21 protein-coding genes are annotated in these 25896 nt (G+C 69.2%); 6 read left to right on the top strand and 15 right to left on the bottom strand.

All coding sequences use genetic code 11. The features are described 5' to 3' along the window. Positions 1–5 precede the first annotated feature (5 nt). From J2728_RS01840 to J2728_RS01875, 8 genes are all read right to left on the bottom strand, one after another. Complete coding sequence (locus J2728_RS01840) at positions 6–3815, bottom strand: cellulose synthase subunit BcsC-related outer membrane protein (RefSeq protein WP_309995584.1); 3810 nt, start codon at positions 3813–3815, stop codon at positions 6–8. Beyond that, the gene (gene bcsA, locus J2728_RS01845; protein ID WP_309995586.1) at positions 3812–8248 is read right to left on the bottom strand and encodes a UDP-forming cellulose synthase catalytic subunit; all 4437 of its coding nucleotides are present in this window, start codon (positions 8246–8248) and stop codon (positions 3812–3814) included. Before bcsA ends, J2728_RS01840 begins: the two co-directional genes overlap by 4 nt. 2 nt (positions 8249–8250) lie before the next feature. Then, positions 8251–9006, bottom strand: coding sequence for a cellulose biosynthesis protein BcsQ (gene bcsQ, locus J2728_RS01850; RefSeq protein ID WP_309995587.1), 756 nt, complete (start codon positions 9004–9006; stop codon positions 8251–8253). A gap of 1 nt (position 9007) precedes the next feature. Beyond that, on the bottom strand, positions 9008–9499 hold the full coding sequence (locus J2728_RS01855) for a hypothetical protein (RefSeq protein ID WP_309995590.1): 492 nt from the start codon (positions 9497–9499) through the stop codon (positions 9008–9010). 823 nt (positions 9500–10322) lie between these two features. Beyond that, positions 10323–11426 carry a calcium-binding protein gene (locus J2728_RS01860; RefSeq protein WP_309995592.1) on the bottom strand — a complete coding sequence of 368 codons (1104 nt, stop codon included), beginning with the start codon at positions 11424–11426 and terminating at the stop codon, positions 10323–10325. Positions 11427–11655: 229 nt separating this feature from the next. Further along, on the bottom strand, positions 11656–12633 hold the full coding sequence (locus tag J2728_RS01865; RefSeq protein ID WP_309995594.1) for an NAD(P)H-dependent flavin oxidoreductase: 978 nt from the start codon (positions 12631–12633) through the stop codon (positions 11656–11658). Between the two features lie 94 nt (positions 12634–12727). Further along, positions 12728–13129 (bottom strand): lysozyme inhibitor LprI family protein, encoded by a 402-nt coding sequence (locus J2728_RS01870; protein ID WP_309995595.1) that lies wholly within the window; start codon positions 13127–13129, stop codon positions 12728–12730. 38 nt (positions 13130–13167) lie between these two features. Next, on the bottom strand, positions 13168–14130 hold the full coding sequence (locus J2728_RS01875; RefSeq protein ID WP_309995598.1) for an acetyl-CoA carboxylase carboxyltransferase subunit alpha: 963 nt from the start codon (positions 14128–14130) through the stop codon (positions 13168–13170). 281 nt (positions 14131–14411) lie between these two features. Here J2728_RS01875 and J2728_RS01880 point away from each other — a divergent pair, with 281 nt between their 5' ends. The 3 genes from J2728_RS01880 (at position 14412) to J2728_RS01890 (ending at position 16600) form a co-directional block, all read left to right on the top strand. Continuing rightward, complete coding sequence (locus tag J2728_RS01880) at positions 14412–14609, top strand: hypothetical protein (RefSeq protein WP_099445035.1); 198 nt, start codon at positions 14412–14414, stop codon at positions 14607–14609. Between the two features lie 99 nt (positions 14610–14708). Beyond that, positions 14709–16127, top strand: a complete 1419-nt coding sequence (locus J2728_RS01885) for a cytochrome P450 (RefSeq protein ID WP_309995602.1) — start codon at positions 14709–14711, stop codon at positions 16125–16127. 47 nt (positions 16128–16174) lie between these two features. Then, the gene (locus J2728_RS01890) at positions 16175–16600 is read left to right on the top strand and encodes an OsmC family protein (protein WP_013080566.1); all 426 of its coding nucleotides are present in this window, start codon (positions 16175–16177) and stop codon (positions 16598–16600) included. A gap of 132 nt (positions 16601–16732) precedes the next feature. Here the strand turns inward: J2728_RS01890 and J2728_RS01895 are convergent, their stop codons facing one another. From J2728_RS01895 to J2728_RS01910, 4 genes are all read right to left on the bottom strand, one after another. Further along, positions 16733–17791 carry an HpcH/HpaI aldolase/citrate lyase family protein gene (locus tag J2728_RS01895; RefSeq protein ID WP_309995609.1) on the bottom strand — a complete coding sequence of 353 codons (1059 nt, stop codon included), beginning with the start codon at positions 17789–17791 and terminating at the stop codon, positions 16733–16735. Between the two features lie 284 nt (positions 17792–18075). Further along, entirely contained in the window at positions 18076–19095 is a 1020-nt protein-coding gene (locus J2728_RS01900) for a mechanosensitive ion channel family protein (RefSeq protein ID WP_309995612.1), read from the bottom strand. A 45-nt stretch (positions 19096–19140) separates the two neighbouring features. Then, on the bottom strand, positions 19141–19515 hold the full coding sequence (locus J2728_RS01905) for a hypothetical protein (protein WP_309995614.1): 375 nt from the start codon (positions 19513–19515) through the stop codon (positions 19141–19143). A gap of 39 nt (positions 19516–19554) precedes the next feature. Next, on the bottom strand, positions 19555–20553 hold the full coding sequence (locus J2728_RS01910) for an aldo/keto reductase (RefSeq protein ID WP_309995617.1): 999 nt from the start codon (positions 20551–20553) through the stop codon (positions 19555–19557). A 201-nt stretch (positions 20554–20754) separates the two neighbouring features. On the opposite strand from J2728_RS01910, the gene J2728_RS01915 reads away from it, so the two are divergent. Continuing rightward, positions 20755–21231: a VOC family protein gene (locus tag J2728_RS01915; RefSeq protein WP_309995620.1), complete on the top strand. Its 477-nt coding sequence runs from the start codon at positions 20755–20757 to the stop codon at positions 21229–21231. A 142-nt stretch (positions 21232–21373) separates the two neighbouring features. Here J2728_RS01915 and J2728_RS01920 read toward each other — a convergent pair whose 3' ends face one another. The 3 genes from J2728_RS01920 to J2728_RS01930 form a co-directional block, all read right to left on the bottom strand. Beyond that, complete coding sequence (locus J2728_RS01920) at positions 21374–21595, bottom strand: alkylphosphonate utilization protein (protein ID WP_099443188.1); 222 nt, start codon at positions 21593–21595, stop codon at positions 21374–21376. An 85-nt stretch (positions 21596–21680) separates the two neighbouring features. Continuing rightward, the gene (locus J2728_RS01925; RefSeq protein WP_309995627.1) at positions 21681–22607 is read right to left on the bottom strand and encodes a site-specific tyrosine recombinase XerD; all 927 of its coding nucleotides are present in this window, start codon (positions 22605–22607) and stop codon (positions 21681–21683) included. Then, entirely contained in the window at positions 22604–24094 is a 1491-nt protein-coding gene (locus J2728_RS01930) for a hypothetical protein (protein WP_309995630.1), read from the bottom strand. Before J2728_RS01930 ends, J2728_RS01925 begins: the two co-directional genes overlap by 4 nt. Before the next feature lie 59 nt (positions 24095–24153). Here J2728_RS01930 and J2728_RS01935 point away from each other — a divergent pair, with 59 nt between their 5' ends. Next, entirely contained in the window at positions 24154–24780 is a 627-nt protein-coding gene (locus J2728_RS01935) for a shikimate kinase (RefSeq protein WP_309995632.1), read from the top strand. Then, positions 24777–25889: a 3-dehydroquinate synthase gene (aroB, locus tag J2728_RS01940; RefSeq protein ID WP_309995634.1), complete on the top strand. Its 1113-nt coding sequence runs from the start codon at positions 24777–24779 to the stop codon at positions 25887–25889. The genes J2728_RS01935 and aroB overlap by 4 nt, the downstream gene beginning before the upstream one ends. Positions 25890–25896: the final 7 nt, after the last annotated feature.

Consider the following 25896-nt stretch of genomic DNA (forward strand, 5'->3'; position numbering starts at 1 on the left):
CGTTCCTATTGGCTAGCCAGGATCCGCCGCAGGTAGAAGCGGAACTTGTATTCGTTGTAGATCCCGAAGGTGTCGAGCGAGAGTTCGCCGCCGGCGGCCGAGCCGCCGCGGAACTTGTACTCGCCCAGGAGCTGGCCGGTCAGACCGATGCCGGTCTTGCTGGCCGAGTCATAGCGAGCCAGGACCGTGTTGTCGGCCGCCGCGTAGGACTCGATGGCCTGCTGGGCCGCCGGGTTGTTCGGGAAGATCGGCGAGCTGTCCTCGCTGTAGGCCTGCACGCCGACGCTGAAGCCCGCCTTGGCCCGCCAACGCTCGCGCTCCTTGGAGTACGACACCGGCAGGGCCACGCTGACGAACTGCTGCGGGCTGAAATAGCCGCCCTGGCCGAAGCTGAAGAAGCGCAGGTTGCGGTCGTAGGCCTGCATGTTGGCGTTGATGCCGATCTGCAGTTGGTCGCCATCGCTGTCGATCGGGCGGAAATAGGCGCCGGCATTGATCTCGTAGCCAGTGTTGCTGGCGACGTTGTGGCCCTTCAGCTGGCGGTAGGCGGCGTCCATGTACGCGCCGGCCGAACCGAAGTTGGCCGAGGCGCCCAGGCTGGCGTTGCGCTTGACCACCCCGCCCCACTCGACGCCCGTCAGCGGGTCGCGGTCGCCGGAATAGGCCAGGACGCTGTCGGTCACCGGACGCTGCTCGACCGTGAGGCGCACCTGGGCCTCGCCGATGTCGAGCCGGCCGGTCAGGCCGCCGGTGAAGCTCTTGCGCATGAAGCCCAGCGGCGTGACGCCGGCGTCCAGCGAGAACGGGCCCGTCTCGTAGAACATCGACATGCCCACGCCGGCGCGGCTGCGGCTGTCCAGGGCGGGCAGGACGATGGTCTCGCCCGCCACGATCGCCTCGGCGTTGACCAGCGGATTGGTCCCGATGATGGCGATGGCGGACTGCTTGGGCGCGCCGGCGCTGATGATCACCGGATTGACCGCGACGCCCAGGCGGCCGATCCCGAACGGCGAGACCGAGGCGGCGATGCGGGTGTTGGCCTCGAACAGGCGGCTCGTGCCCTCCTCGCCGCTGCGGGCGCGCAGATTGGCCGCGCCTTCGAACTGCGGCGCCGTCGACTGGCGCAGGGCGGCGATCTCGCGTCCGACCTTGGCCGGCAGCGGGGCGTTGGCCGGCAGCGGCGCGTTGCCCGACTTCGAGGCGTAGGCGCGCGGCGGCGTATAGGCCGGGGCGGGCGTCGGCATCGGGGCCAGGGCGGCGGGACCGGCGGCGTAGGGCGAGGCTTGATAGGCCGGAGCCGAATAGCTCGGCGGAGCGCCCGCGTCGGCATAGGTCGGCGTCACCGGCGCCGGGATCGCCGTCGGGTTCGAATTGGCCGGCAAGCTCGGTCCGCCGCTCATCGCGACCGGATCGCTTTGCGGCGAGTTCGACGGGATGGGCGCGAAGCTCTGGACCGGGGCCGGCGCATAGGACGCGTAGGCCTGGGGTTGCGCGGCCGCCGGGTTCGGCGGGCGCGGCAGGGCGAAGACCGAGGTCGACGCCGAGGCCGCCGGCGCGCCATAGGTCGGGGCGTCGGCCGCCTGGGCGATGGCGCGGGCGGCGAACGGGTTCGCCCCCAGGGCGCCGCCGACGGCGGCCGGAGCGCCAGGCTGCGCGCCCGCCCCCCGGGCCAGCAGGCTCTGAGCGCGCTCGAACGCCTTCAGCGCCGCGCGCTCACGCCCTCTGGCCTGCTCCATCTGGCCCAGCTGGTAGTAGAGGTCGGGGTTGTTCGGCTGGATCGCGATCGCCCGACGCAGCAGGTTGTTGGCGCGATCGTGGTCGCCCGTCCGGACCGCCACGCGGGCCGAGCCGGCCAGAGCTTCGTAGTCGTTCGGATTGATCGCCAGCAGGGCGTCATAGGTCTGGGCCGCCTGCGGCGCCAGGTCGCCAGTGTCGTAGAGGCGCGCCAAGGCCGACAGCAACATCGGATCGCGCGGCGCGACCGTGAAGCCTTGCGACAGGGTGTCGAAGGCCGAGGCGAAGTCGCCGGCCAGACGCAGGCGGTCGGCGCGGCGAGCGCTGTAGAGCGCCGCCAGGCTACGGTATTCGCCTTGCGGCTGTTGCTGGGCGGCGGCGTTGAGCAGGTTGAGCGCGGCGGCGTCCTGGCCCGTCTGGGCCAGCACCGCCAGGAAGCCCGAGGCCTCGGACGGCTTGAAGCTGGCGGGCGGCTGGCGGGCCGCTTCCAAGGCCAGGGCGGTCGATTGATAGCTGTCGCCCAGGTCCAGCAGGGTCTCGGCGATGCGGCCCCGCACGCCGAAGCTGGGCGAGGTGCGGGCCATCAGGCCGCGCAGCAGGCTGACGCCGTCGACGGGTCGGCCCTGCGCGCCCCAGCGCTTGGCCTGCTCGATCGTGCTGAGGGCGTCGACGCGGGCGATCAGATCCTTGACCGCGCGGGTGCGGCTGGCCTCGGGCACGCGGCGCAGCAGACCGACGGCTTCCTCGTTGCGGCCGCGCGATTCCGAGTACAGCGCGGCGGCTTGAAGGGCCTCCGGATCGCTGGACTGGTAGAGCGGGGCCATCAGCGACTGAGCCTCGGCCTCCTGCCCCTGATCGGCCAGGAACTTGGCGTAGTCGTAGCGCGACCACGGATTGTTCGGATTGGCGGTCAGCGCCGCGGCCAGCGCCGCGCCGGCGCCGAAGGTGTCGCCGCGCTTTTGCAGTTCGTTGGCGCGGGCGCGTTCGATGGCCGCGCGGGTCTGGCCGGCGGTCGGGCCGGTCAGGGTCGCGGCGACCTCGCTGGCTTCGTCATAGCGCTCCTGGTCGGCCAGGGCCTGGGCGAGGCCGGAGACGGCTTCGGGACGCCGCGGCGCGGTCGCCAGGACGGCGCGGAACGCGGTCTCGGCGTCGGCGGAGCGGCCCAGGGCGGCCAAGGATTGGCCCCACAGGACCTGAGCCTCGACGCGGTCGGGGTTCTGGCCATTGGCCAGCGGGCGCGCGTCCTGCTCGGCCTGGGCGTAGCGACCAGCCTCGTAGGCGGCGCGGGCCCGCGAAAGGGTCGAGAAGAATTGGGCCGAGCGCAACGCCTCGCCCCAACGCTGCTCGCCCGACGCGCCGCCGCTGGCGCGCTTGAGCAACGCCTCGGCGTCGGCGAACCGACCTTGCTGCAGGCGGATGATCCCCAGGCCGCCGGCCGCGTCCAGGTCGGTCGACCGCTCGCGCAGAGCCTGGTTGAACAGGCGCTCGGCGCCGGCGAGGTCCTTGCGCTCCAGCGCCTCGAAGCCGGCCGCGCGCGCGGCGCCGCTGGGATCGATCGGCGGGGAAGGCTTGGTCTCGGTCTTGCCCTGGGGGAGATCGACCACCGCCGTGTCCTGGCTGTTGGCGACCGAGTTGGCGACGGAGCTGGCGAAGCGCGTCTTCAGCGCCCTGTCCAGCGCCACGACCCGGGGGTCGGACGGGCTGGTGACGCCGCGCAGCTGCCGCAGCCAGCGATCGCCAGCCCCGACGTCGCCATCCTCGATGGCGTAGGTGGCCAGGCGCTGCAGCACCCGAGGATCGTTCGGGCTTTCCCGCAGAGCGCGCTGCAGGGCCTGCAGGCTGAGGTCGTTGCGGCCACGCTTGCGCTGGCTCGCCGCCTGGTTCAGCAGCACCTGCACCACCCCGCCCTGGCTCGCGCCTTGGGTGGGCGCGGGCGCGGTGACCTCCGGCTTCAGCGTCTTGGCCCCGGGGACCAAGGGCCGGGCCGCAGGCTTGTCACTGGGCAGACGGGGCTGGACCTGGGCGATGGCCGTCGAGGCCAACAGGCTCGACGCCAGCGAGATAAAGGCGATCTTCCTCATCGCGGGTCCACTTCCCTGTCGGACAGGCGCTTACGTTCAAGGGCGCGGAGCACGACCCAGAAGCCCAACCCGATAACCAGCGAGGCGCCGATCACCGCCAGGGCCAGCAGCAGCGGATTGCGGCTGCACCACCACATGACCGCCACCCACCACGGCAGGTGACCAGACCAGAAGCCCGGCGACACCTGGAAGCTATTGAAGCTCTTGTCGGTGGCGATGGCTAGATCGCCTTGCATGGCCGCGTTGGCTTCCGACTTGGCCATGGCGTCGACGATCTCGGGCAGGCGCGAGGGCGTCGCCGCCAGGACGGCAACCACCACGCGGCTCTTGTCGAACGGCGAGCGCCAGCTGGAGACGCCGGCGAAGTCGCTGACCGTCACCAGGGCCGCGTCGGCGGCGGCGGGATCGCGCTGATCGACGTTGGAGCCGAAGCGCGAGAACAGACGCGCGATCGGGGAGTTCGAGGACACCCGCAGTTGGCTGCCCTCGACGCGAACCGGAGCGCTTTGGAACAACTCCGAGGCCTGACCGGCGAGCGACAGCGGGCCAACCACCAGGACGTCGCGACCACGCAGGGTCGGCGCCTCGCCTGGGCGGGCGATGGTGACGCCGACGGCCGGGGCGCCGGTCGAGTCGCCGATGCGGCCGATCAGGGTGAACAGCGCCTGCAGGGTGTCCGGCGACGGTTGTTGCGGGATCAGCACCAGCGTCTCCGACAGGTCGGCGACACGGCTGAAGGGGAAGCCGGAGCTGGCGAAGAACGCCAGGTCGGGCATGCGCGAGAAGTGATGCGCGCTGGTCAGGTCCAGCTTGGAATCGGCGTCGATGCCGACTCGGATCCCCACCGGCAGGACGCCTTCGCAGGCGCCCTTCTTCTTGCTGTGCAGGTCGTAATAGAACTGCAGCTGGTTCTGGCCAAAGATGTTGTAGCCAGGGATGTCGACCGAGGCCGTGTTCTGGATGGCCGACAGGCCGATGGCGTCGCGGACCTTTTCGGCGGTCCGCTCCTGCCGCAGCGGGATCGAGCGGATGTACTTGTCGTTCGCCAGCACATCCAGACGCGACATCGAATAGTCGAGCCAGGGACCGGCCGGATAGCGATAGCCAAAGGTCAGCTTCGCGCCCGGACGGGGCCAGAAGAACAGGTCCGGCGCCGTGCGGAACTCGGCCGTCAGCAGGCCCGGGCGCAGACCCGCGCCCTCCAGGTTGGACTGGCCGACCAGGTCGCCCAGTCGGACGGGATGGTTGGTGTCGACCCAACGCGGCGCGTCATAGGGTTGCCGGCGCGCGATCGGTTGCGGCGTGATCTGGGCGCTCTGGCCCGACAGGCTCTTGGGCGAGGACGCCAGCACCCGGGCGGCCGCCAGCACGTCCTCGTCCGAGCCGCCGCTGATCACCAGCAAGGAGGCGTAGGGGTTGCGCGGGTTGCGGACGATGCTGATCACCGGCCCGGAGGCCTGCGGCGCGACCCAGCCGCCGATCTGGCTGCCGCCGCGCGCCAGGACGACCGCGTTGCCGTCCGGCAGGTCGTTCAGCAGCACCGGGAACGAGAAGCCGTGGAAGCTGGCGGTCATGCCGAAATACGAGGCCGTGGCCGCGCCCGCGGCGATCAGCTCGTTGGACGGCGCGCCGGCGAACACGAACGGCAGCTTCAGCTGGCGGCCTTCGGTCGAGTCGAAGAACGGACCGGGCAGACGCGAGAGCGAGTCGCCCACCGACAGCTGTTGCAGGGTCAGGGTCAGACGGCTGCGGGTGTTGCTGATGTTGGCCCACAGCGTCGAGTGCAGCGGGTCCTCGCAGCTGCGCGTGTAGTGGCTGACGAAGCGGAAGCCCAGGCGGTTTTCGCTGGTGAACAGGCCCGGATCGATCGGCAGGGTGACGACCACGCCGCCGGCGCCGTCCGGCGTCAGGGGCACGGTGCCGATCACCTCGTCGTTCATCAGCACGGTCAGGTGGCTGAGGTCGGCCAGCAGCGTCGGCGAATAGGCGAAGTTCAGGGTCAGTTGGGCGCCCGTGACCACCTCGTCCTGGCGCAGATTGACCGGGATGCCCGCCTCGCCGGCCGAACCGATCAGGCGCAGCGGCCGGTTAACCTTAAGATCCTCGAGCGTCATCGACAGGGTGCGGACCCCGCCCGGAACGGTCGCCTTGGCCGGCGCGGCGACGGTCGCGTCGGACGCCGCGGCGGGACGGGCCGCGGCGCGCGCGGACTGGGCGTGACCCTCGCTGGGGCTCAGCAGACCAAGGCCCAGTCCCAGGGCGAGCAGGAGGGCCGCGGTCGTGGCGCCCGTGCGCTTGAAGGCCACCGAGGCGCGCGGGGTGTCGCGATAGCGCCACCAGAGCAGGATCGAGATCGAGGCGCGCATCAGGTCCGTGAACGACTGCCAGGCCGACCAGGACACGTGATCGTCGATCAGCGGCCAGGCGTCGGCGCGGCCCATGACGACCCGCACCAGTTGCCGCCGCGACTCCAGCGTCATTTCCGTGAACATAAACCTCAGCCCGCCCTTCCCGCTTCCCAACATCTTGACCGGGAACCCAAACGTCTTTTCGGCCGCGAGCACCTCGACATGGGTCACGGTCCGTCCCTCGATAACCTCGTCGTCCGGCGCCGGAACCGCCATGCCACCCATCGAGATGTTCATCGTCTCGGTGGACAGCACGTGACCGTCATCGAAATAGAGCCGCGTGGGCAAAACAACGCCCAAGTGCTCGTGCTTGCGAATCTGACGGGTCTCGCGTCCCACCGCGATCGCCGTGATCAGGATCAGCAGGCTGAAACTGGACCAGCCGACGTTCAGCATGATCGTGCCCAGCTGCACATCGAAATACTGCGGAAGCAGCAGCTTGGCGATCCCCGCGCCGATGCCGCCGAACAGCAGCCCCGTGGTGATCAAAAGGGGCAGTAGCACCTTGAAGTCGAAATAGCCTTCCTCCAGCAGCCCGCCCTTGTCGGTGACGTTGAACTTACCCTTCTTGGGATCGAGCAACGGCAGGATGGTCGGCCCCACCAGGTGGAACGAGATCAGCGACTCGTAGACCTCGCCCCAGAACGCGCGGCGATATTTTCCCTGGATCCGCTCATTGACCAGCACCGACAGCAAGAGGTGCGGAATGGCGTAGGTGACGATCGTCCAGGCGGCCGCGGCGATGATGTTCTGCTCGAAGATCAGATACGCCAGCGGCGAGGTCAGGAACACGATGCGCGGCAGCGGAAACTGGAAGTGCAGCATCGCGTTCAGGTAACAGAGGCGCTGACCGATGGTCAGGCCCGGCCCCAACAGCGGATTGTCGATCCGGAAGATCTGGGTCATGCCGCGCGCCCAGCGCGCCCGCTGGCCGATGTGCAGCGCCAGGCGCTCGGTGGCCAGACCGGCCGACAGGCGCGTGTTCAGATAGGCCGTGTTCCAGCCCATGCGCTGCAGCTTCAGCGCGGTGTGGGCGTCTTCGGTCACGGTCTCGCCGGCGAAGCCGTTGGTCTGCTCCAGGGCCTCGCGACGGATCACCGCGCACGAGCCGCAGAAGAAGGTGGCGTTCCAGAAGTCGTTGCCCTTCTGGACCACGCCGTAGAACAGGTCGCCCTCGCCCGGGATGTCCTTCACGGCGCGGATGTTCCGCTGCACCGGATCGGGCGAGTAGAAGTAGTGCGGCGTCTGCATCAGGGCCAACTTGGGGTCGGCCTGGAACCAGCCCACGGTCAGCTGCAGGAAGGCGCGCGTGGCGACGTGGTCGGCGTCGAAGATGCAGAGCAGCTCGCCGGTCGTCTGCGGGATCGCGTTGTTGAGATTGCCCGCCTTGGCGTGCTTGTTGTCGGTGCGGGTGATGTAGCCGCAGCCGGCCTTGCGCGCGAATTCCTCGAACTCGGGCCGGCGGCCGTCGTCGAGGATGTAGACCTTGAAGCGATCGGGCGGATAGTCCTGGTCCATCGCCGCGAACACGGTGTCCTGCACCAGCTCGAGGCTTTCGTTGTAGGTCGGGATGTAGATGTCGACGGTCGGCCAGGTCTCTGGCGGACCGGAGATCTCGCGCACCTTGCGGTCCAGCGGCCAGACGCACTGCACATAGCCCAGCACCAGGATCAGCCAGGCGTAGAGCTCGGCCAGATAAAGACCTGTCCCCAGGCCGGCGGCCAGGGGATTGTCGAAGTGCAGGGTCTGGGTGGTTCGCCACCAAATGTAGCGGGTCGACAGGGCCGTCGAGACCACGACCAGGCCGACGGTCATCTTCCGGCTGTCGCTGAGCTGGCCGATGGCGGCGGAGATGGCGAAAACGCCAAGGCCGAAAATCAGCTGACCGTTGGAGTCCAGAGGCACGACCACGGCCAGCACCACGATCACGGCGGCCAGCGCGAAAATCGCGTAGCGCGCCGGCGCGGACGCCGCGACGCGGCCGAAAAGGCCTTCGCCGAGGTCCGATGCCCCCTTGATGTTCATGGTCAGTAGGGTCCCGGAGATGTCAGTCGATCAAGACTGGCCGCTATGCCGTCGATGTCGATGGCCGCCACGCTGCCGGGGGCCACGCCAACGACGGACTCGCCCCGCGCGGCCGCCTCGGCCAGCGCCTCGTCATAGTGCACGACGCCGATGAAGCGCTCGGCCGCGTGGGCCGAAATGAAGTCGGCGATGTCGCGGCTGAGCCGGCGACGGGGATCCACCTGGTTCAGGATCCCGAACGTGTCGGGCCGCTCGGCCATGGGGCGCAGCATCAGGCCGCCGCGATAGGTCGGCACCAGGGCCATCGAGCCGGCGTCGGCGAGCAGCACGATCAGCTTCAGGTCGGCCAGCGCCTCGAGACGCTCCTGCATGCGACCCTCGCCCGGCGTGGTGTCGACGATGACGATCTCGTCGGGCGAGCGGGCAAGGCTGGCCAGGGCCTCGGACAGCGCCTTCTCGACCAAGACGTCCTTCATGAGCAGGCGCTCGGCCGTGGTCGCCTCGCCATACGGCGCGACGCGCACGCCATCTTGGCCGCTGACGATGGCGTCCGACCAAGGCAGGCCGCGCGCGGTGCAGCGCGCTATGCCCAGCTCGCTCTCGTGATTGGGCGCCAGCAGGAAGCGCAGCGCGTTCTGGGAATCGAAATCAACGGCCGTGACGTTCCGCCCCCGCCGGCGCAGCGCCACGGCGAGATTGGCGACAAGCGTCGTCTTACCCACGCCCCCCTTGGGCGACGACACAACAACGAGAACCATTTTAGAGCGCCTTCCGCCCGATCCGCTCGAAGATCTCCGAAAGAGCCTGGGGCGCGTCTTGGGCGGGCTGAGCCGCGCCGTATCGGCTGAAGGCGGCGGCCTTGGTCGGCGTGGCGTCGGCCTGCAGGCGCTCGAACAACGACCCTTCGGCGGGCGCTTGGCTGACGAGGATGTCGGTCGCAACCGGGGTCGCCACGGGGGGCGCCGCGGGCGCCGCCGCCAGGGGGGCGTTGGCGGGAGCGATCCAGCCCGTCGGGGCCGCGACCGGAGCCGCCGTCACGGGGGGCGGCGTCACTGGGGCCAACGGCGCTGGGGCCAACGGCACGGGAGCCGGCGCCGCCATCACTTGAGAGGTGGGTTGCGACAGGGCGCTCTTGGCCCGCGCCATCTTTTCCAAGACGGGCCAAGCCAGGTCCCCGGCGCGCGGCGCGTCGAACTGCTTGTAGCTGACGGTCGCTTTCAACTTATCCATCAGGGCGCTTACGTCGCTCACCGGCCAAATCCTTCGTTCCAATCAAAGCGGCTATTGCCCGATTGGAGATGAACCCAAAACTCTTGATCTAATCCGACAACTTCAACGCACAAGGCTTGAAAGTGTTTTCCTTCCGCGCCGCCAACCCGACGAAACATTGGAACTGATAGAGACATCAGCATCGAAATTAGTAGCTGAAAAGTAAACCTACAACTCAAAGTTTATTATTATTAACGCCTTATTTACTCACCAGATCGAGCTCGAAGCATTCCAAGCACAACCCAACAAGGTAAACGCATGTACACTATCGCAGTCACCTTGGGTCAAGGGCCACAAGCTCACTAGAAGCCCGTGACAGCCCCAAAACGGGTAAACTCAAAGATATACTCAGATAAAAATACCACCTAGAAGTGAATTTCATTTCACGGGATGCCGTATTCCATCTGGGTATATTGCGAACTAGTTGCTTGCTCTAGGGCACATACTCCGCTCGGTCGATGATCATGGGTATACGAGTAGTGATCCGAACATCACAGGCTCAACCCGCGCGCTCTATTGTCGCATCTCCGACACACGCCGTCACGCCCCGCGCCACGCGAACCCAAGCGCCATAAGGGATCGCGACTCCGGCTTCCGCGAAGACGTCGGGCGGCAGCGCGCCCATGACGCAGGCCAGACCCGTCCGAAGTTTTGACTTAAAGCAGCTCTCTCACCATGCCGAATTCCCCCCGCGGTGACCGGCGATAACGGGACATGGGGCCCGGAGGCGACCTCCGGGCCCCATGAAAGGGCTCAACGAATACTTTGGGAAAGGCGGTCGGCGGATCGCCTTCCGCGCCGCGCTCTAGATGATCCCGGTCAGGGGATCGAACCCGGAAACCCCCTCGAGCACCACCACCGCGCCAACCTGGTGCGTCGCCAGCGTATCGGCGAACACATAGAAGTCCTCGCCGACCTGCACGCCGACATAGACCAGGGTCGCCTTGCTGGTGAAGGCGGCGTTGGCCTCCGCCAGCGCGCTGTCGAGCGTCGTCGCGCCGGTCAGCAGCTGGTAGTTCGTCGGCGTGGCCGCGGCCAGGCCCTGAAAGTCCAGCGCGTCCTCGCCGTCGAAGTCGAGGACGTGATCCGGGGCCGACGCCAAGGAGTCCGACGCGCCGAACACGAACACATCGGCGCCCGAACCACCGCTCAGGGTGTCCGCGCCCAAGCCGCCGGTCAGGGTTTCGTCGCCCGCGCCGCCCAGCAGGATGTCCTTGCCGACGCCGCCTTGGAGCACGTCGTTGCCCGCGCCGCCGTCCAGCGTGTCATCGCCGCGGCCGCCGATCAGGGTGTCGCCGCCCGAGCCGCCAAGCAGGCTGTCGTTGCCCGAACCGCCGTCGAGGACGTCCGCGCCCGAGCCGCCGGACAGGGTGTCCGCGCCCGAGCCGCCCTGCAGCGTGTCGCTTCCCGCGCCGCCGTCCAGCGTGTCGTCGCCGTCGCCGCCCATCAGGGTGTCGGCGCCGTCGCCGCCATCCAGGGTGTCGTTCCCGCCCGCGCCGTCCAGCGCGTCGGCGCCCACGCCGCCGACCAGGCGGTCATTCGCGTCGCCGCCGGTCAGGATGTCGTCGCCCGCGCCGCCGAACGCCGCGATCGCATGGGTCGCGGCGACGGCCGTGGGTTCGTAGAAGTCGTTCCCGACGCCGCCGACAACCAGATGCGAGCCGTCGGCGAACTTGATGCGGTCGGCGGCCGCCGCCGCGGGCAGGCCGAAATTGACGCCCGCCTGCGGGAAGGTCACCGAACGCGCGCCCAGCGTCAGCTGGTAGGAGCCGTAACCGTTCGACTGCGGATTGAAGGTGATTTCGACGTTCGTCGCCGATCCCGAGGTGAAGACCAGGGTGTCGTAGGTCAGGATGTTGAAGCGCTGAGCCTCGGCGGCGGTGATCTTGGAGAAAGTATAGGTCGCCATGGTCAAGCCCCCGGAGCGCGAAAATTCAGCCGTCGATGGTCGATAGAGGCTGACGCCCGGATCGTCGAGCCCTTCGCTCGGTCATTTTGTCACAGGGTCGGGTTTCTCAGGGAAATAACGCCGCGAACATCCCCAATGCGGGTAACAGCTTGGTTCGGTTAATAGAGCCAAGTAGACGCGGCGGCGGGAACTCTAGGCGGACCTTGACGACCGGGCGCGGAGGCCAGGCCTAGGACACCATCCCCGCCAGCCGCCGCCGGATCAGGGTCTCGGCCTCGGAGACGATACGGTCGACCAGGTCGCGCACGGTCGGCACGTCGTGGATCAAGCCCTGGACCATGCCGGCGGTCCAGACCCCATGGTCGACGTCGCCGCTCTCCAGCCCTTCCCGGCCCCGCGCGCCCTTCACGAGATCCGCGACGTCCTCGAACTTGGCCCCGCCGGCCCGCTCGATGGCGACCACCCGCTGGCTGATGGCGTTGCGGGCCACGCGGGCGGTGTTGTGCAGAGTGCGGAAGATCAGGTCCGTGGCGCGCTCGTCATTGGCGACCATGGCCCGCTTGAAGTTCTCGTGGATCGGCGCCTCGACCGTGGCGCAGAAGCGGGTGCCCATGTTGACCCCGTCGGCGCCGAGGGCCAGGGCCGCGACCAGGCCGCGCGCGTCGCCGAAGCCGCCCGAGGCGATCATCGGGATCTTCACCTTGTCGGCGGCGATCGGGATCAGGATCAGGCCCGGGATGTCGTCCTCGCCCGGGTGGCCGGCGCACTCGAAACCGTCGATCGAGATGGCGTCGACGCCCATCCGCTCGGCGCTGAGCGCATGGCGGACGGCGGTGCACTTGTGGATCACCTTCACGCCGTGGGCCTTGAAGTGGTCGACGTGCTCCTGGGGCTTGTAGCCGGCCGTCTCGACGATCTTGATCCCGCTCTCGATGATCGCCGCGCGGTACTCGGCGTAGGGCGGCGGGGTCATGGCCGGCAGGATGGTCAGGTTCACCCCGAACGGCTTGTCGGTCATCTCGCGGGTGCGGGCGATCTCTTTCGCCAGCGCCTCCGGCGTCGGCTGGGTCAGGGCGGTCAGGAAGCCCAGCGCCCCGGCGTTGGCCACCGCGCCCACCAACTCGGCCTTGCCGACCCACTGCATGCCGCCCTGGGCGATCGGGTGCTCGACGCCGAACAGCTCGGTGAAACGGGTCTTGATGGCCATGGCGCGCGGGCTCCCTCTGGTTTCGAGGGACTATGCCGAGGCGGCCCTTAGGTCAGGCAAGAACAAGATCGTCCCCCGCATCACGGGGGAGCATCTAACGAAGCCGCCGATACATCTCCAGCGCGTCGGCGCGGCGGGCGGTGTGGTCCAGCATGCAGGCATTGGCCTCGATGCGGGCCAGGCTGCCCCAGTCGGGATCGTAGACACTGGCGCAGTCGGCGTCGCGATAGGCGATCCAGGCCCGCTGGGCCTTCTTGAGCGCCGCCTTCTGACGAGGCAGGTCCACTCGCTTCATCGCGTCCTGGTAGGCGCGGTTCAGGCGCGCGTCCTGCAGCTTCAGCTCCGCGGCCGCGCACTGGATCATGCCGATGGTGCTCTCGCCCTCGGGCGAGGCCAGGCAACGGTCGTAGGCGGCGCTGTACTTGGGCTCGGCGGCCTGGCTCGCGACGGGCGCGGCCAGGATCGAAAGGCACAGCAGGGCGGGGGCGAAACGCATGCGAAGCTCCGGTTGGTCCCCCGACCTGATGAGATTGCTTACTGCAGGCCCGCGCGGCCGATCGCGTAGAAGCGGTCGGAGCGCTGCTTGCGAAGCTGCTCGGCGCTCATGCGCGCCATGGCCTTCAGCTCTTCCTCGACCGCGTCGCCGACCGCCTGGATCGCCACGTCCTGGTTCGAGTGGGCGCCGCCGGCCGGCTCGTCGACGATGCGGTCGACGATGCCCAGCTTGATCAGGTCCTGGGCGGTGATGCGCATCTGGGTCGCCGCGTCCTTGGCCCGGGCGCCGTCGCGCCACAGGATCGAGGCCGCGCCTTCGGGCGAGATCACCGAATAGATCGAGTGTTCCAGGATCAGCACGCGGTTGGCGCCGGCCAGCGCGATCGCGCCGCCCGAACCGCCCTCGCCCACGATCGTGGCGACCATCGGAACACCCAGGGTCAGGCAGCGCTCGGTCGAGCGGGCGATGGCCTCGGCCTGGCCGCGCTCCTCGGCGCCCAGGCCCGGATAGGCGCCGGCGGTGTCGACGAAGGTGATGACCGGCAGGTTGAAACGCTCGGCCATGTCCATCAGGCGGACGGCCTTACGATAACCCTCGGGACGGGCCATGCCGAAGTTGTGCTTCAGGCGGGTGGTGGTGTCGTGACCCTTCTCGTGGCCCATGACCACGACCGGCTGGCCGCGGAAGCGGCCGAGGCCGCCGACGATGGCCTGGTCGTCCGCGAACTTGCGGTCGCCGCGCAGCTCCACGAACTCGTCGATCAGGCCCGCGACATAATCGCGCAGGTGGGGCCGCTGCGGGTGCCGCGCGACCATGGTCTTCTGCCAGGCGTCGAGGTTGGCGTAGGCCTCCTTGCGGAGCTCCTGGGCCCGATCACGCAGGGCCTGGATTTCGAGGTCGAACGCGCCCGGGCCGGCGGTCTCGGAGAGCTTGGACAGCTCTTCGATCTTGCTTTCCAGGTCAGCGATCGGGCGCTCGAAATCGAGATAATGGGCGGCCATGGACTCTCAAACGTCGCCGTGAATGAAAGGGTGCGAACCTAGTGGCGGAATCCTCCGAGGGAAAGAGGCGAGATTCCGTCGGGGAACCGCCCCGAATCCGCCGGGTTTTATCCACAGCATCGATCAACAGGTGAGTCTCGATTCAGGACTCTCTTGATCTGGTGAATCGCGACATAGAGTCCTATGTTGTTTTGTAGCGGGGCGCGAAGCCGGCTCCGCGCCCACCGCGGCCCCCGCCATCGAATATGCGCGGTCCCGCCTGATGAGAGCGCACAGTTCCCATGCAGGTGTTCACCTTCTTCTGTGTCGAGTCCGACGGCTCGGTCCCCCGTTTCGACGTCACGCCCTGCGCGGACGACCGCGCCGCCCGCGCCCGCGCGTTCGAGCTGCTGGACATGCACCGCCGCTGCGACTTCGTGGAAGTGTGGCGCGGATCGCAGCGCGCCTTCGACGTATCGGCCCAGGCGGCGGCGGCCTAATTCACCGCGCGATGAATTATTGCGCCGCGACGTGAGCGGCGCTAGGCTATTTTTCCGGATGGGGCCTCTTTAGCGCCCCGCTCTCCGGAAGGCCGCTCCATGGACGTATCAGTCCGCGACGCCCAAATCCGCGACGCCCAGGCTTCTTCCGGGCCGCTGATCCCTCCCGCTCCGAAAGTTCACGCAAGGCCGCTGGGCGGCTCGCTGCTTGGCGAGTTGCGGATCGCCCGCGAGATGGGCCGCAGCCTGGTCGGGGCCTATTGCGAAGAGGATTTCAACGCCCTCTTCACGCCTTACAGCTTCTTCGGCCAGCCTGGCTTGGTGGTCAGCGACCCCGCCAGCGCCCGCCAGGTGCTGACCTCGCCGAACTACGTCCGGCCCATCAAGGCCAACCGCTCGCTGCGGCCGCTGGTCGGCCAGGGCCTGCTGCTGGCCGAAGGCGCGACCTGGAAGCGCCAGCGCAAGAGCCTCGCGCCCGTCTTCACCCCCGCCGCCATCGGCGGCCTTCTGCCTCACTTCCAGGACGCCGGCGCCGGTCTGGTGGCGACGTTGACCGGCCGCGCCCGCGCCAATCTGGCCGAAGCCTTCCATCAGGCCACGCTGGACGCGGTGCTGCGCGCCCTCTTCTCCCGTCGGGCCGACGCCGAGGGCGCGGTGCTGGCCAGCCTGGCCCGCCGCTATATGGAGGGTCCGGCGCACTTCAACCTGATGGACTTCGTCAGCAAGGGCGCGGACGACCTGACCTTCATGGACGGCGAACGCCGGCGGCTGGGCCGCCAGTGGCTGGACGCCGTGGACGCCCTGATCGCGTCGCGACGCGCGGCGCCTCACCCGGAGGTTCGCGACCTGCTCGACCGTCTGCTGGCCGCGCGCGACGAAGACGGCGCGGCCCTGTCGGACCAGGAAATCCGCGACCAGTGCAGCTCGATGCTGGCCGCCGGCTTCGAGACCACCTCGCGCCTGCTGTTCTGGACCACCCTGCTTCTGGCGTACGACCCGGTGACCCAGGATCGTCTGCGCGCCGAGATCCAGGCGTTCCCGGCCGAGCGGGTCTCTTGCCTGGACGACCTGAAGGCCTGGCCGCTGATGCGCTCGGTGCTGTTCGAGACGCTGAGGATCTACCCGTCCGTGCCGCTGATCGCTCGGACGGCCGTGGCGCGCGACGAGATCGGCGGCCATGCGGTCGTTCCGGGCTGCATGATCACCATCAGCCCCTGGCTGATCCACCGGCACCGCAAGCTGTGGGACGAACCGACCGCCTTCCGGCCCGAACGCTTCATCGACCAGCCGCACCCGTGGGGCATCGAGGCCTTTCTGCCGTTCGGGGCGGGCCCGCGCGTCTGCATCGGCGCCGGCTTCGCCCTGGCCGAGGCGCAGATCATCCTGGCCAGCCTGCTCACGTGCTTCGAGATCGGCCTGGCGAGCGAGCGGCCGGTGATCCCGATCGCCTCGATCACCCTCGGGCCCGACCACGAGCCGGACTTCATCCTGAACCCGATCGTGCAAGCGCGCCCCTGAACGCGATGGTAAGGGAGACGACGACCCACTTGAGGATCAGAGACGCCATGACCGAAGACCTCCGCACCCGCCCGTTCGCCACCGCCACCGACAGCGGCCATGGCGGCTTGCAGACCTTCGTCACGGCGGGGCCCTCGACCATCGTCGCCGACATCGCGGTGGCCCAGGGCGGTCTCGACCTTGGCCCCGATCCGCACGAGCTGGTCGCCGCGGGCCTGGCGGCCTGCACCAGCATGACCCTGCGCCTCTACGCCAACCGCAAGGGCTGGACGATCAGCCACATGCACGTCGAGGTCTTCTCGCACTTCGACAAGGACCAGACCCCGCACGAGCGCTTCGAGCGGGTGATCACCATCGAGGGCGACCTGAACGACGAGCAGCTGGAGCGCCTGTTCGAAATCGCCGACCGCTGCCCGATCCACCAGCTGCTGACGAATGGCGCGCGCGTGGTGACGACGGTGGGGGGGAATTAGGGACCAGTTCCTCCCCCGCGATGCGGGGGAGGTGGCCCAGAGGGCCGGAGGGGGCCAGTTCGGCCGCCACGGTGCTCGCCCCCTCAGTCGCTCCGCGACAGCTCCCCCGCATCGCGGGGGAGCATCTGGAAATCAAAACCCGTACAGCCCCGCGTACTCGGCGTCCTTCGCCGCGATCTGCTTGGCGCAATCGACCATCACCTTGGCCTGCTTCCAGGTCGCGTCGTCCTGCATCTTGCCGTCGATCATCGCCACGCCGGTGCCGTCGGGCATGGCCTCGAGGATCTTCTTGGCGAAGGCGACCTCGGCGGGGTCGGGGCTGAAGACCTTCTTGGCGATCTCGATCTGGCTGGGGTGTAGGCTCCAGGCGCCGGCGCAACCCATCAGGAAGGCGTTGCGGAACTGCTGCTCGCAGGCGACCGGGTCGTCGATCGCGCCGAACGGGCCGTAGAACGGCTTGATGCCATGCGCCGCGCAGGCGTCGACCATCTTGGCGAAGGTGTAGTGCCAAAGGTCCTGCTGCACCGAGGCGCGGGGCGAGCCATCGGCGTGCGGGTCCTCGATCACCCGATAGCCCGGATGACCACCGCCGACCCGCGTGGTCTTCATCGCCCGGCTGGCGGCCAGGTCGGCCGGGCCCAGGCTGATCCCCTGCATGCGCGGGCTGGCCGCGGCGATCGCCTCGACGTTCATCACGCCCTCGGCCGTCTCCAGGATGGCGTGCAGCAGGATCGGTCGCGTGACGCCGTGCTTGGCCTCCAGCGAGGCCAAGAGCTGGTCCATGTAGAAGATGTCCCACGGCCCCTCGACCTTGGGGACCATGATCACGTCGATCTTGTCGCCGGCCTTCTCGACGATGGTGGCGACCTCATCCAGGTGCCAGGGCGAGTTCAGGCAATTGATCCGTGTCCAGAAGCCGACGCCCAGCGCCTTGAAGTCCACCTCGCGCGACATGGCCACCAGGCCCGCCAGGGCGGCGCCCTTGGCGTCGGCGGGGATGGCGTCCTCCAGATTGGCCAGGATGACGTCGACGGTCGGGGCGATCTCGGGGATCTTGGCGCGCACCTTGTCCAGGTGCGGCGGCACGAAGTGGATCATCCGCTCCACGCGGGCGGGCAGCTCGCGATAGGGCGTCGGCGCGCCGATGGCCAAGGGTTTGAAAAAGCCGCGCGGCGTCTTCATGCCGGTCACTCCCCGTTCTGTCGCCGCCATCTTGAGCGGTCATTTCGCAATTGCGAGAAGATTGCGGCGGCGCGGCATTGAGGTCAAGACTGACGCTAGGCGAACATAGTCAGCCCCCAACCCCCGCCTCCCTGGGCCTTGTGCCCAGGGCCCATGTTTGAGGCGTGCGCGACCCCTCCGAATTTATGTCGCCGGAAGGCCAAGCGCACTTTCAAACGCCTTCGAAGCTGAAAGATGGGTCCTGGGCACAAGGCCCAGGAAGGCGTGTGGCTATAGGGCGCGAATTTCCTAAGTCAGCTCCTCGCGGCCGGCGGCGGCTTGGGGGCCTCTTCCGGATCCTCGCGTTCGAGGTCGGCGGCGGCGTCGTTGCTGGAGCCGGCCTTGGCGGCCTTGGCCTTGCGGCGACGGGCGGCGGGCTCCAGGCGCAGGCTGGTGAGCGCGTCCTCGCCCTCCTCGCCGAACAGGCCGCGCAGGCGCACATCGCGCTGCGGATAGGGGATCTCGATCCCGGCCCCGCGCAAGGCGTCGTCGATCAGCCAGGTATAGGCCGCGAAGATCGCCGCCGGTCGGCGCACGGCCTCGACCGTCGGCCAGACGATCAGTTCGAATTTCAGCGCGTGGTCGCCATAGCCCACCAGCCAGACCTGAGCCCGGCGCGTGGCGTCGTCGGGCGAGGTGAACGGCGCGGACTTGGCGGCCTTCAGCACCGCCTCGCGGACCTTTTCCTTGTCGACGCCAAAGGCCGTGACGAACGGCACCCGGATGCGGCGGTTGGTGCCGCGCAGGGTCCAGTTGATCACCTGATCGTTCACCAGCACCGAGTTGGGCACGATGATGTCGGTGCTGTCATTGGTGCGGATGCGGGTGGCGCGCGCGCCGATCGCGTGGACCACGCCGCGCCCGCCATTGGGCAGCTCCACGAAGTCGCCCACCGCCACCAGGCGTTCGAACACCAGGCTGACGCCCGAGGCGAAGTCCTTGATCACGCCTTGCAGGCCAAGACCGACCCCGACGCCCACGGCGCCGGCGAACACGGTCAGCGAGGTCAGGTCGACGCCCATGGTCGACAGGCCGACCACCACGCCGATGATCACCAGGCCGTAGGTCGCCACCTTCTCGACGACATAGAGCGAGGCCGCGTCGCCGGCCGCCCGCTCGCGCAGCCGTCGCAGGCCCGCCGAGGTCAGCCGCGCGGCGACCAGCGCCGCCCCGACGATCAGCACGCCCGCCGCCAGCCCGCCGACCGTCACCGACGCCTTGCCCAGCTTCAGAAGTTCGAAGGAGTCGAGCGTGCGAAGCGGATTGTCGGCCATGGGCGGAGTGTGGGCTCAGGTTGCGGCGGCGATCAAGCGCGGGCGTCAGCCAGGCGTGAACAGGCCCTGCACGCCGACGATCATGGCGATGACGCCGAACACGGCCAGCAGAAGACCCGGACCTCGCGCGGCGCTGTCGGGCAGGGCGCGGCCCACGCGCAGCCGCTCCCAGAGAAGCAGCACGCCGACCGCGATCCCGACGACCTCGAAGTGGAAGACATGCGGGCCGCTGGTCAGATGGACGATCAGGAAATAGCCGCCGCAGACCAGGGCGGCGATCCCGACGATCCAGCGGAACCGCGCCAGCCGCGCCGCGAAGCGTTCGAAATCGTCGCCGATGCGCGGGGCCAGCACCAACAGACCAATCGCCAGCAGGAAGCCGCCGAGGATGTTGCAGAGGTCGAGGATGAGCGAGAGCATGGGCCATCAATGCCCAAGCTCCGCAGGTGTTCCCGGCCGCTAGCGTCCCACCATCGCCAGACCCGCCTTGGTATAGCGCTCGCCTTCGACCGCCGTCTCCGGCACGGCCGCGGCGATGCGGGCCAGATCGTCGGCGGACAGAGACAAGTCGACCGCCCCGAGGTTCTCCTCCAGCCGCGCGGCCTTGGTCGTGCCCGGGATCGGGGCGATGGACTCGCCCTGATGCAGGATCCAGGCGAGCGCCAGTTGGGCCGGGGTCGCGCCCTTCTTGGCCGCGATCTCCGTCAGCGCCTCGACCAGCGACAGGTTCTTGGCCAGGGCCTCGCCTTGGAAGCGCGGCAGGTTGCGGCGGAAGTCGTTGTCGGCCAGATCGGTCTTCATCGCGCCGGTCAGGAAGCCGCGCCCCAGGGGGCTGTAGGGCACCAGGCCAATGCCCAGTTCGCGCAGGGTCGGCAGGACCTCGGCCTCCAGCTCGCGGAACCACAGCGAATACTCGCTCTGCAGGGCGGCGACGGGCTGGACGGCGTGGGCCTTGCGGATGGTCGCCGCGCTGGCCTCGGACAGGCCGAAATGCTTGACCTTGCCCTCGGCGATCAGGTCCTTGACCGTCCCGGCGACATCCTCGATCGGCACGTTCGGGTCGACGCGATGCTGGTAGAACAGGTCGATCACCTCGACGCCCAGGCGCTTCAGCGAGGCCTCGGCCACGGCGCGGATATGCTCGGGGCGGCTGTCGGTGCCGCGCATGCGCGAGAAGCCCTCGCCCGTCCCCTCCGGCGCGATGTCGAAGCCGAACTTGGTGGCGATCACGACCTTGTCGCGGAAGGGCTTGAGGCCTTCGCCGACCAGCACCTCGTTGGTGTAGGGGCCATAGACCTCGGCGGTGTCGAAGAAGGTCACGCCCAGCTCCACCGCGCGGGCCAGCAGCTTGTGGGCGTCGGCCGTCTCCAGCGCCGTGCCGTACACCTGGCCCATTCCCATGCAGCCAAGGCCGATGGCCGAGACCTCGAGGCCGTCGCCGAGCTTACGCGTCTTCATGGGATGCTCCTTGGTCTGGCGGCTGTCGCCGGCGCTTCGCAGATGGGGTCCGCGCGCGCGAGGCCTAGACGCCCGCTCGCCGATCTGGAGGATCAGGCAATCATCCCGGCGCGGGCGTCAATCAGCGCGGCTCTTAATTCCTCGGCCCCTGTCGGAACCATCGTAACCAGATCGTTCTAGGGTTCGGCAACGGAGGACGTCATGCCCAAGATCACCCCCTTCCTGTGGTTCGACACCCAGGCCGAGGACGCCGCCAAGCTCTACGTCTCGCTGTTCCCCAATTCCCGGATCACCGACGTCACCCACTATCCGAGCGATGCGTCCGGCGAGCGGGGCAAGGTCATGACGGTGGCGTTCGAGCTGGACGGTCAGAAGATCCTCGCCCTGAACGCTGGCCCGATGTTCAAGCTGGACGAGGCGTTCTCGTTCGTCATCGACTGCGACGGCCAGGCCGAGGTCGACCACTACTGGAACGCCCTCACCGCGGATGGCGGGACGGAGTCGCAGTGCGGCTGGCTGAAGGACCGCTTTGGCCTGTCCTGGCAGGTCACGCCGCGCCAGCTGATCGAGATGACCTCGGGCCCCGACCGCGACGCCGCCGGACGAGTGTTCCAGGCCATGATGGGCATGAAGAAGATCGACGTCGCCGAGCTGAAGGCGGCGTACGAGGCGGGGTAAGCGGAAAGCGCGCCCTCCGGCCCTTCGGGCCACCTCCCCCGTTTGCACGGGGGAGGATGAAACTGAACCTCCTCACCCGCATCGCGGGGGAGGTGGCGCGGCGCGAAGCGCCGTGACGGAGGGGGCGCTCTCCCGCCGCCCCTCAGGCCTTCTTGACGAACTCCGTCCGCAGGACCAGGCCCCGGACCTTGTCGACATTGGCTTCGATCTCGTCGGGGTCGCCGGTCAGGCGGATCTTCTTGACCACCGTGCCGCGCTTGAGCGTCACGCCGCCCGAGCCCTTGACCTTAAGGTCCTTGATCAGGGTGACGGTGTCGCCGTCGGCCAGGACGGTTCCATTGGAGTCGCGGGTTTCGTCCGACATGGCGGGCCTTTCGGGATAGGGCGGCCAATGAAGGCAAACCCGTAGATTTGGTGTGGGCTTTCCTAAGCGGTGGGCCCGCCGCGCGTCAATGCGGCGTCTTCTTGCGCCCCAGCGGATGCTTGGTCTGAACCACATGCGCCAGGTGTTCGCCCGCGACGTGGGTGTAGATCTGGGTGGTGGCGATGTCGGCGTGGCCCAGCAGGGTCTGGATCACCCGCAGGTCGGCGCCGCCCTCCAGCAGGTGCGTGGCGAAGGCGTGGCGCAGGACGTGGGGGCTGACCTTGTCGCGGTCGATGCCGGCGGCGATGGCCGCGTCGTCCAAGAGCTGTCCCACCCGCCGCGCCGTCAGCCGGCCCGAGCCGCCGCGCGAGGGAAAGAGCCAGGGGCTGTCCTTCTGGCCCTTCGGCAGGAAGGCCGGACGGGCGACCAGATAGGCCTTCACCGCCGCGCGGGCCGCGTCGTTCAGCGGGGCCAGCCGCTCCTTGCCGCCCTTGCCCTTGACGATCAGATAGGCCGGATCCCGCGCCAGAGCCGCCAGCGGCAGGGCCAGAAGCTCCGAGATCCGCAGGCCCGAGGCGTAGATCAGCTCGATGACGCAGGCCAGACGCAGGCCCTGGGCGCTGTCCTTGGCCGAGGCGGCGGCCAGGAGGCGCTCGATCTCGTCGCGCTCCAGCACCTTGGGCAGGGGCCGGCCGGCCTTGGGGGCGGCGACGCGGCGGGAGGGATCGTCGGTCCGCCAGCCCTCGCCCAGGGCGAAGCGGTAGAACTGCCGCACGGCGGAACGACGGCGCGCGGCGGTGGCGGGCGACAGGCCGCGCGCGCCCAGGTCCTGGAAATAGGCCTCGATGGCTTCGGCGTCGGCGTCGTCGAGGTCGCGCCGGGTCCGCCCGAGAAAGCCCCGGGCGTCCTCCAGGTCCTTGCCATAGGCCGTCAGGGTGTTGCGGGCGGCGGCACGCTCGACCGCCATCATCTCGAGGAACGCGTCGACCCAGCCGGACGCGGCCGCGCTCATTTGGCGTAGGCCAGGCCCAGCAGCCCCTCGACCACCACCGCCCGCGCGTCGACGGGCAGACCGGCGCGGTTCAGGGCGTGGGCGACGCGGGCGCGATCCACCGGCGCGAGACCGGGCGCGCCGGCGTCCAGCGCCAGCGACAGGGCCAGCAGCGCCGCCTCGCCCTTGCGCTTGGCGCCGGCGGCGTCCTCGACGAGCTGGACCCGCGCGGCCGAGGCTGCGGGGCGGCCAAGGTCGAAGGCGGCGAACTGGGTCCGCGTATCGGCGTCCATCGTCCCGCCCAGGCTGGACAGCATGACGGCGGCGGCTTGCGCGGACTTGGCGGTCGCGCCGCGGCTGACGAGGTTGCTCAGCACCTGATTATCGACCTTGCCCGAAGCCGCGCCGATCAGGGCGTCGAGGATCGCCAGGTCCGTCGCGGTCGCGCCGGGGATCACGTCCTGGGTCAGGCGACCCCGGATCGCCTGGGCGCTCTCGACGTCGCCCGCCGCCACGGCCGCGCGGGCCAGCAGCACCGGGTCCTGCAGCGGACCGCCGGCCTTGGCCAGGGCCGCGATCGAGGGGGCCGAGGCGCGCGCGGCCTCGATGAAGGCCGGCAGGGTCTTGGCCTGGCGCAGGAAGGCCAGGTCCGAGGCCTCGGCCGCGGTCAGGTCGTGGCCGATGTCGGCGATCTCGGCCGGCGGCGGCGCGACCACCCGCTTCAACGCCGGCGAAGCGGTGGCCAGGGCGGCGGCGGACTGGACGTCCAGGTTCAGACGGCGCGACAGGGCGTAGTTGAGTCCGGTCTTCAGGTTGGCGGCGCCGGGCGGGGTTCCGGCGAGGGCCGCGCCCATGAGCCGGGCGTAGTCGGCGTCCGCCCCGACCGGCTTTGGCGTCTGCGGCTGAGCCAGCTGGAAGGTCAGCTGGGCCGCGTCGGTCTGGCCGGCCTTCAGCTGGCAGAAGGCGCGCAGGCGCAGCCAGTAGGCCGCGCCGCGATCGACGGTCAGGGCCTGCTCGGCCTGGCAAGCCTTGTCGTCGTTGCCCGTGATCAGGGCCGCCTCGGCCTGGGCCATCGACAGCGCCGCGCTGCCCGCGCCGCCGGTGGCGCGATCGAGGATGGCGTCCGCGCCCTTGGCGTCGCCCAGGGCGATCAAGGCAAGACCCCGCGCCGCCCCCATCTCGACGTCGTCGCCGACGCCGGCCGGGCCGTTCGCGCCGGTCGATAGCACTCGCCGCGCCAGACTGGCGAAGGCCGGCGACAAGGGCTTGGGTCCCGCCAGCTTGGGCAGCACGTCGCGCATGATCCCCGGGGCGGTGTCTTTCCAGAGGTCGCTCGGAATTCCGGTGTCGGCGACGGCGCCGGAGAAGTAGTCCGGCGCGGCCAGGGTCTTGACCGTGACGTCTTCCTGGGCGCGCGCGGCTCCAGAAAGCGACAGAACGAGCGCGCTGGACAGCAGCAGCAGGCGCGAGGAACGCGGGGGCGAGATCATGGAACGGTTATGACGCATGACGAGGGTCTCGCAAACTTGGGCTTTGGCTAAGCCTCGTGTAAACCCGCGACCGCATCATGACCGAGTCCGCTCATCCTCCCGAAGACAAGGCGCTTCCCCCCGAAGAAAGGGCGTCGGCGCGCCAGGGGTCCGAAGACCTGGCGCCGCTGCGCCGCAAGACCATCGTGCTGGTCGGGCTGATGGGCGTGGGCAAGTCCAGCGTGGGACGCCGACTGGCCACGGCCCTGAACCTGCCCTTCCGCGACGCCGACAACGAGGTCGAGGCCGCCGCCGGCCGCTCGATCTCGGAGATCTTCGCCGACCTGGGCGAGGCCGCCTTCCGCGACGGCGAGCGCCGGGTGATCGCCCGCCTGCTGGAAGAGCCGCCGCACGTGCTGGCCACCGGCGGCGGCGCCTTCGTCAACGCCGAGACCCGCGCCCTGATCAACGAAAAGGCCCTGTCGGTCTGGCTGAAAGCCGATGTCGAGCTCTTGGCGCGTCGCGTCTCGCGCAAGGACACCCGGCCGCTGCTGAGGGGCAAGGACCCGGTGGCGGTGCTGACCGAGCTGGCCCGCGTCCGCGACCCCGCCTACGCCGAGGCGCAAGTGCACGTCCAGACCGGCGACACGCCGCACGGCGTCGCCGTCGACGCCATCCTGACCGGACTGCGCCAACACCTGGCGCGAGGAGTTTCCAACCCATGATCCGCACCGTCCCCGTGGGCCTGGGCGAGCGCGCCTATGACGTCGTCATCGGCCCCGGCCTGATCGATCGCGCGGGCGAGCGGATCGCTCCTGTTCTCGGCAAGCGCAAGCGCGTCGCCATCGTCACCGACACGATCGTCGGCGAGCACCACGGCGAGCGCCTGGCGGCGTCCCTGGAAAAGGCCGGCGTCGCGGTCGACGTCATCACCATCCCGCCGGGCGAGGAGAGCAAGAGCTTCGACGGCCTGGCCGATCTGTCCGATCACCTGCTGGCCCTGAACCTGGAGCGCGGCGACCAGATCGTGGCCTTCGGCGGCGGCGTCGTGGGCGACCTGGCCGGCTTCGCGGCGGCGATCTACAAACGCGGCATCGACTTCGTGCAGGTCCCGACCACCCTGCTGGCCCAGGTCGACAGCTCGGTCGGCGGCAAGACCGCCATCGACACCCCGCGCGGCAAGAACCTGATCGGCGCCTTCCACCAGCCGCGCCTCGTCCTGGCCGATCTCGACGTCCTGGCCACCCTGCCCGCCCGCGAGCTGTCGTGTGGTTACGCCGAGATCGTCAAGTACGGCCTGCTGGGCGACTTCGCCTTCTTCGAATGGCTGGAGACCAACGTCGCCAAGGTGCTGGACCGCGACGTCGACGCCCTGGTCCGCGCCGTCGGCCGTTCGGTGGAAATGAAGGCCGAGATCGTCGCCGAGGACGAGAAGGAAGCCGGCCGCCGCGCCCTGCTGAACCTTGGCCACACCTTCGGCCACGCGATCGAGGCCGAGATGGGCTTTGGCGACGCGCTCAAGCACGGCGAGGCCGTCGGCGTCGGCATGGCCCAGGCCTTCCGGTTCTCGGCGAGCCAGGGCCTGTGCTCCGGCCAGGACGCCGCCCGCGCCGAAGCCGCCATCAAGGCCGCCGGCCTGCCGACGAAGCTCGCGGACGTCCGCCCCGAGCCCTTCGACGCCGACGCCCTGGTCGCCCACTGCGGTCAGGACAAGAAGGCCGAGGGCGGCAAGCTGACCTTCGTGCTCGTGCGCGGCATCGGCGACGCGTTCGTGGCCAAGGACGTGGACCGCGCGGCGCTGAAGGCGTTCCTGGTCAGCGAGGGGGCCCGTTAGGCCCCCT

Origin of the sequence: Caulobacter segnis (assembly GCF_031454995.1) — a bacterium.
GTDB lineage: Bacteria > Pseudomonadota > Alphaproteobacteria > Caulobacterales > Caulobacteraceae > Caulobacter > Caulobacter segnis_E.

Bases quoted from the DNA above. Each gene is read 5' to 3' on its own strand.
- J2728_RS01890 (WP_013080566.1), top strand. From the start codon at position 16,175: ATGACCGAAGACCTCCGCACCCGCCCGTTCGCCACCGCCACCGACAGC.
- J2728_RS01860 (WP_309995592.1), bottom strand. From the start codon at position 11,426: ATGGCGACCTATACTTTCTCCAAGATCACCGCCGCCGAGGCTCAGCGC.
- J2728_RS01930 (WP_309995630.1), bottom strand. From the start codon at position 24,094: ATGCGTCATAACCGTTCCATGATCTCGCCCCCGCGTTCCTCGCGCCTG.
- bcsQ (WP_309995587.1), bottom strand. From the start codon at position 9,006: ATGGTTCTCGTTGTTGTGTCGTCGCCCAAGGGGGGCGTGGGTAAGACG.
- J2728_RS01925 (WP_309995627.1), bottom strand. From the start codon at position 22,607: ATGAGCGCGGCCGCGTCCGGCTGGGTCGACGCGTTCCTCGAGATGATG.
- J2728_RS01880 (WP_099445035.1), top strand. From the start codon at position 14,412: ATGCAGGTGTTCACCTTCTTCTGTGTCGAGTCCGACGGCTCGGTCCCC.
- J2728_RS01870 (WP_309995595.1), bottom strand. From the start codon at position 13,129: ATGCGTTTCGCCCCCGCCCTGCTGTGCCTTTCGATCCTGGCCGCGCCC.
- J2728_RS01910 (WP_309995617.1), bottom strand. From the start codon at position 20,553: ATGAAGACGCGTAAGCTCGGCGACGGCCTCGAGGTCTCGGCCATCGGC.
- J2728_RS01865 (WP_309995594.1), bottom strand. From the start codon at position 12,633: ATGGCCATCAAGACCCGTTTCACCGAGCTGTTCGGCGTCGAGCACCCG.
- J2728_RS01875 (WP_309995598.1), bottom strand. From the start codon at position 14,130: ATGGCCGCCCATTATCTCGATTTCGAGCGCCCGATCGCTGACCTGGAA.
- J2728_RS01905 (WP_309995614.1), bottom strand. From the start codon at position 19,515: ATGCTCTCGCTCATCCTCGACCTCTGCAACATCCTCGGCGGCTTCCTG.
- aroB (WP_309995634.1), top strand. From the start codon at position 24,777: ATGATCCGCACCGTCCCCGTGGGCCTGGGCGAGCGCGCCTATGACGTC.
- J2728_RS01900 (WP_309995612.1), bottom strand. From the start codon at position 19,095: ATGGCCGACAATCCGCTTCGCACGCTCGACTCCTTCGAACTTCTGAAG.
- J2728_RS01915 (WP_309995620.1), top strand. From the start codon at position 20,755: ATGCCCAAGATCACCCCCTTCCTGTGGTTCGACACCCAGGCCGAGGAC.
- J2728_RS01920 (WP_099443188.1), bottom strand. From the start codon at position 21,595: ATGTCGGACGAAACCCGCGACTCCAATGGAACCGTCCTGGCCGACGGC.
- J2728_RS01885 (WP_309995602.1), top strand. From the start codon at position 14,709: ATGGACGTATCAGTCCGCGACGCCCAAATCCGCGACGCCCAGGCTTCT.
- J2728_RS01935 (WP_309995632.1), top strand. From the start codon at position 24,154: ATGACCGAGTCCGCTCATCCTCCCGAAGACAAGGCGCTTCCCCCCGAA.
- J2728_RS01840 (WP_309995584.1), bottom strand. From the start codon at position 3,815: ATGAGGAAGATCGCCTTTATCTCGCTGGCGTCGAGCCTGTTGGCCTCG.
- bcsA (WP_309995586.1), bottom strand. From the start codon at position 8,248: ATGAACATCAAGGGGGCATCGGACCTCGGCGAAGGCCTTTTCGGCCGC.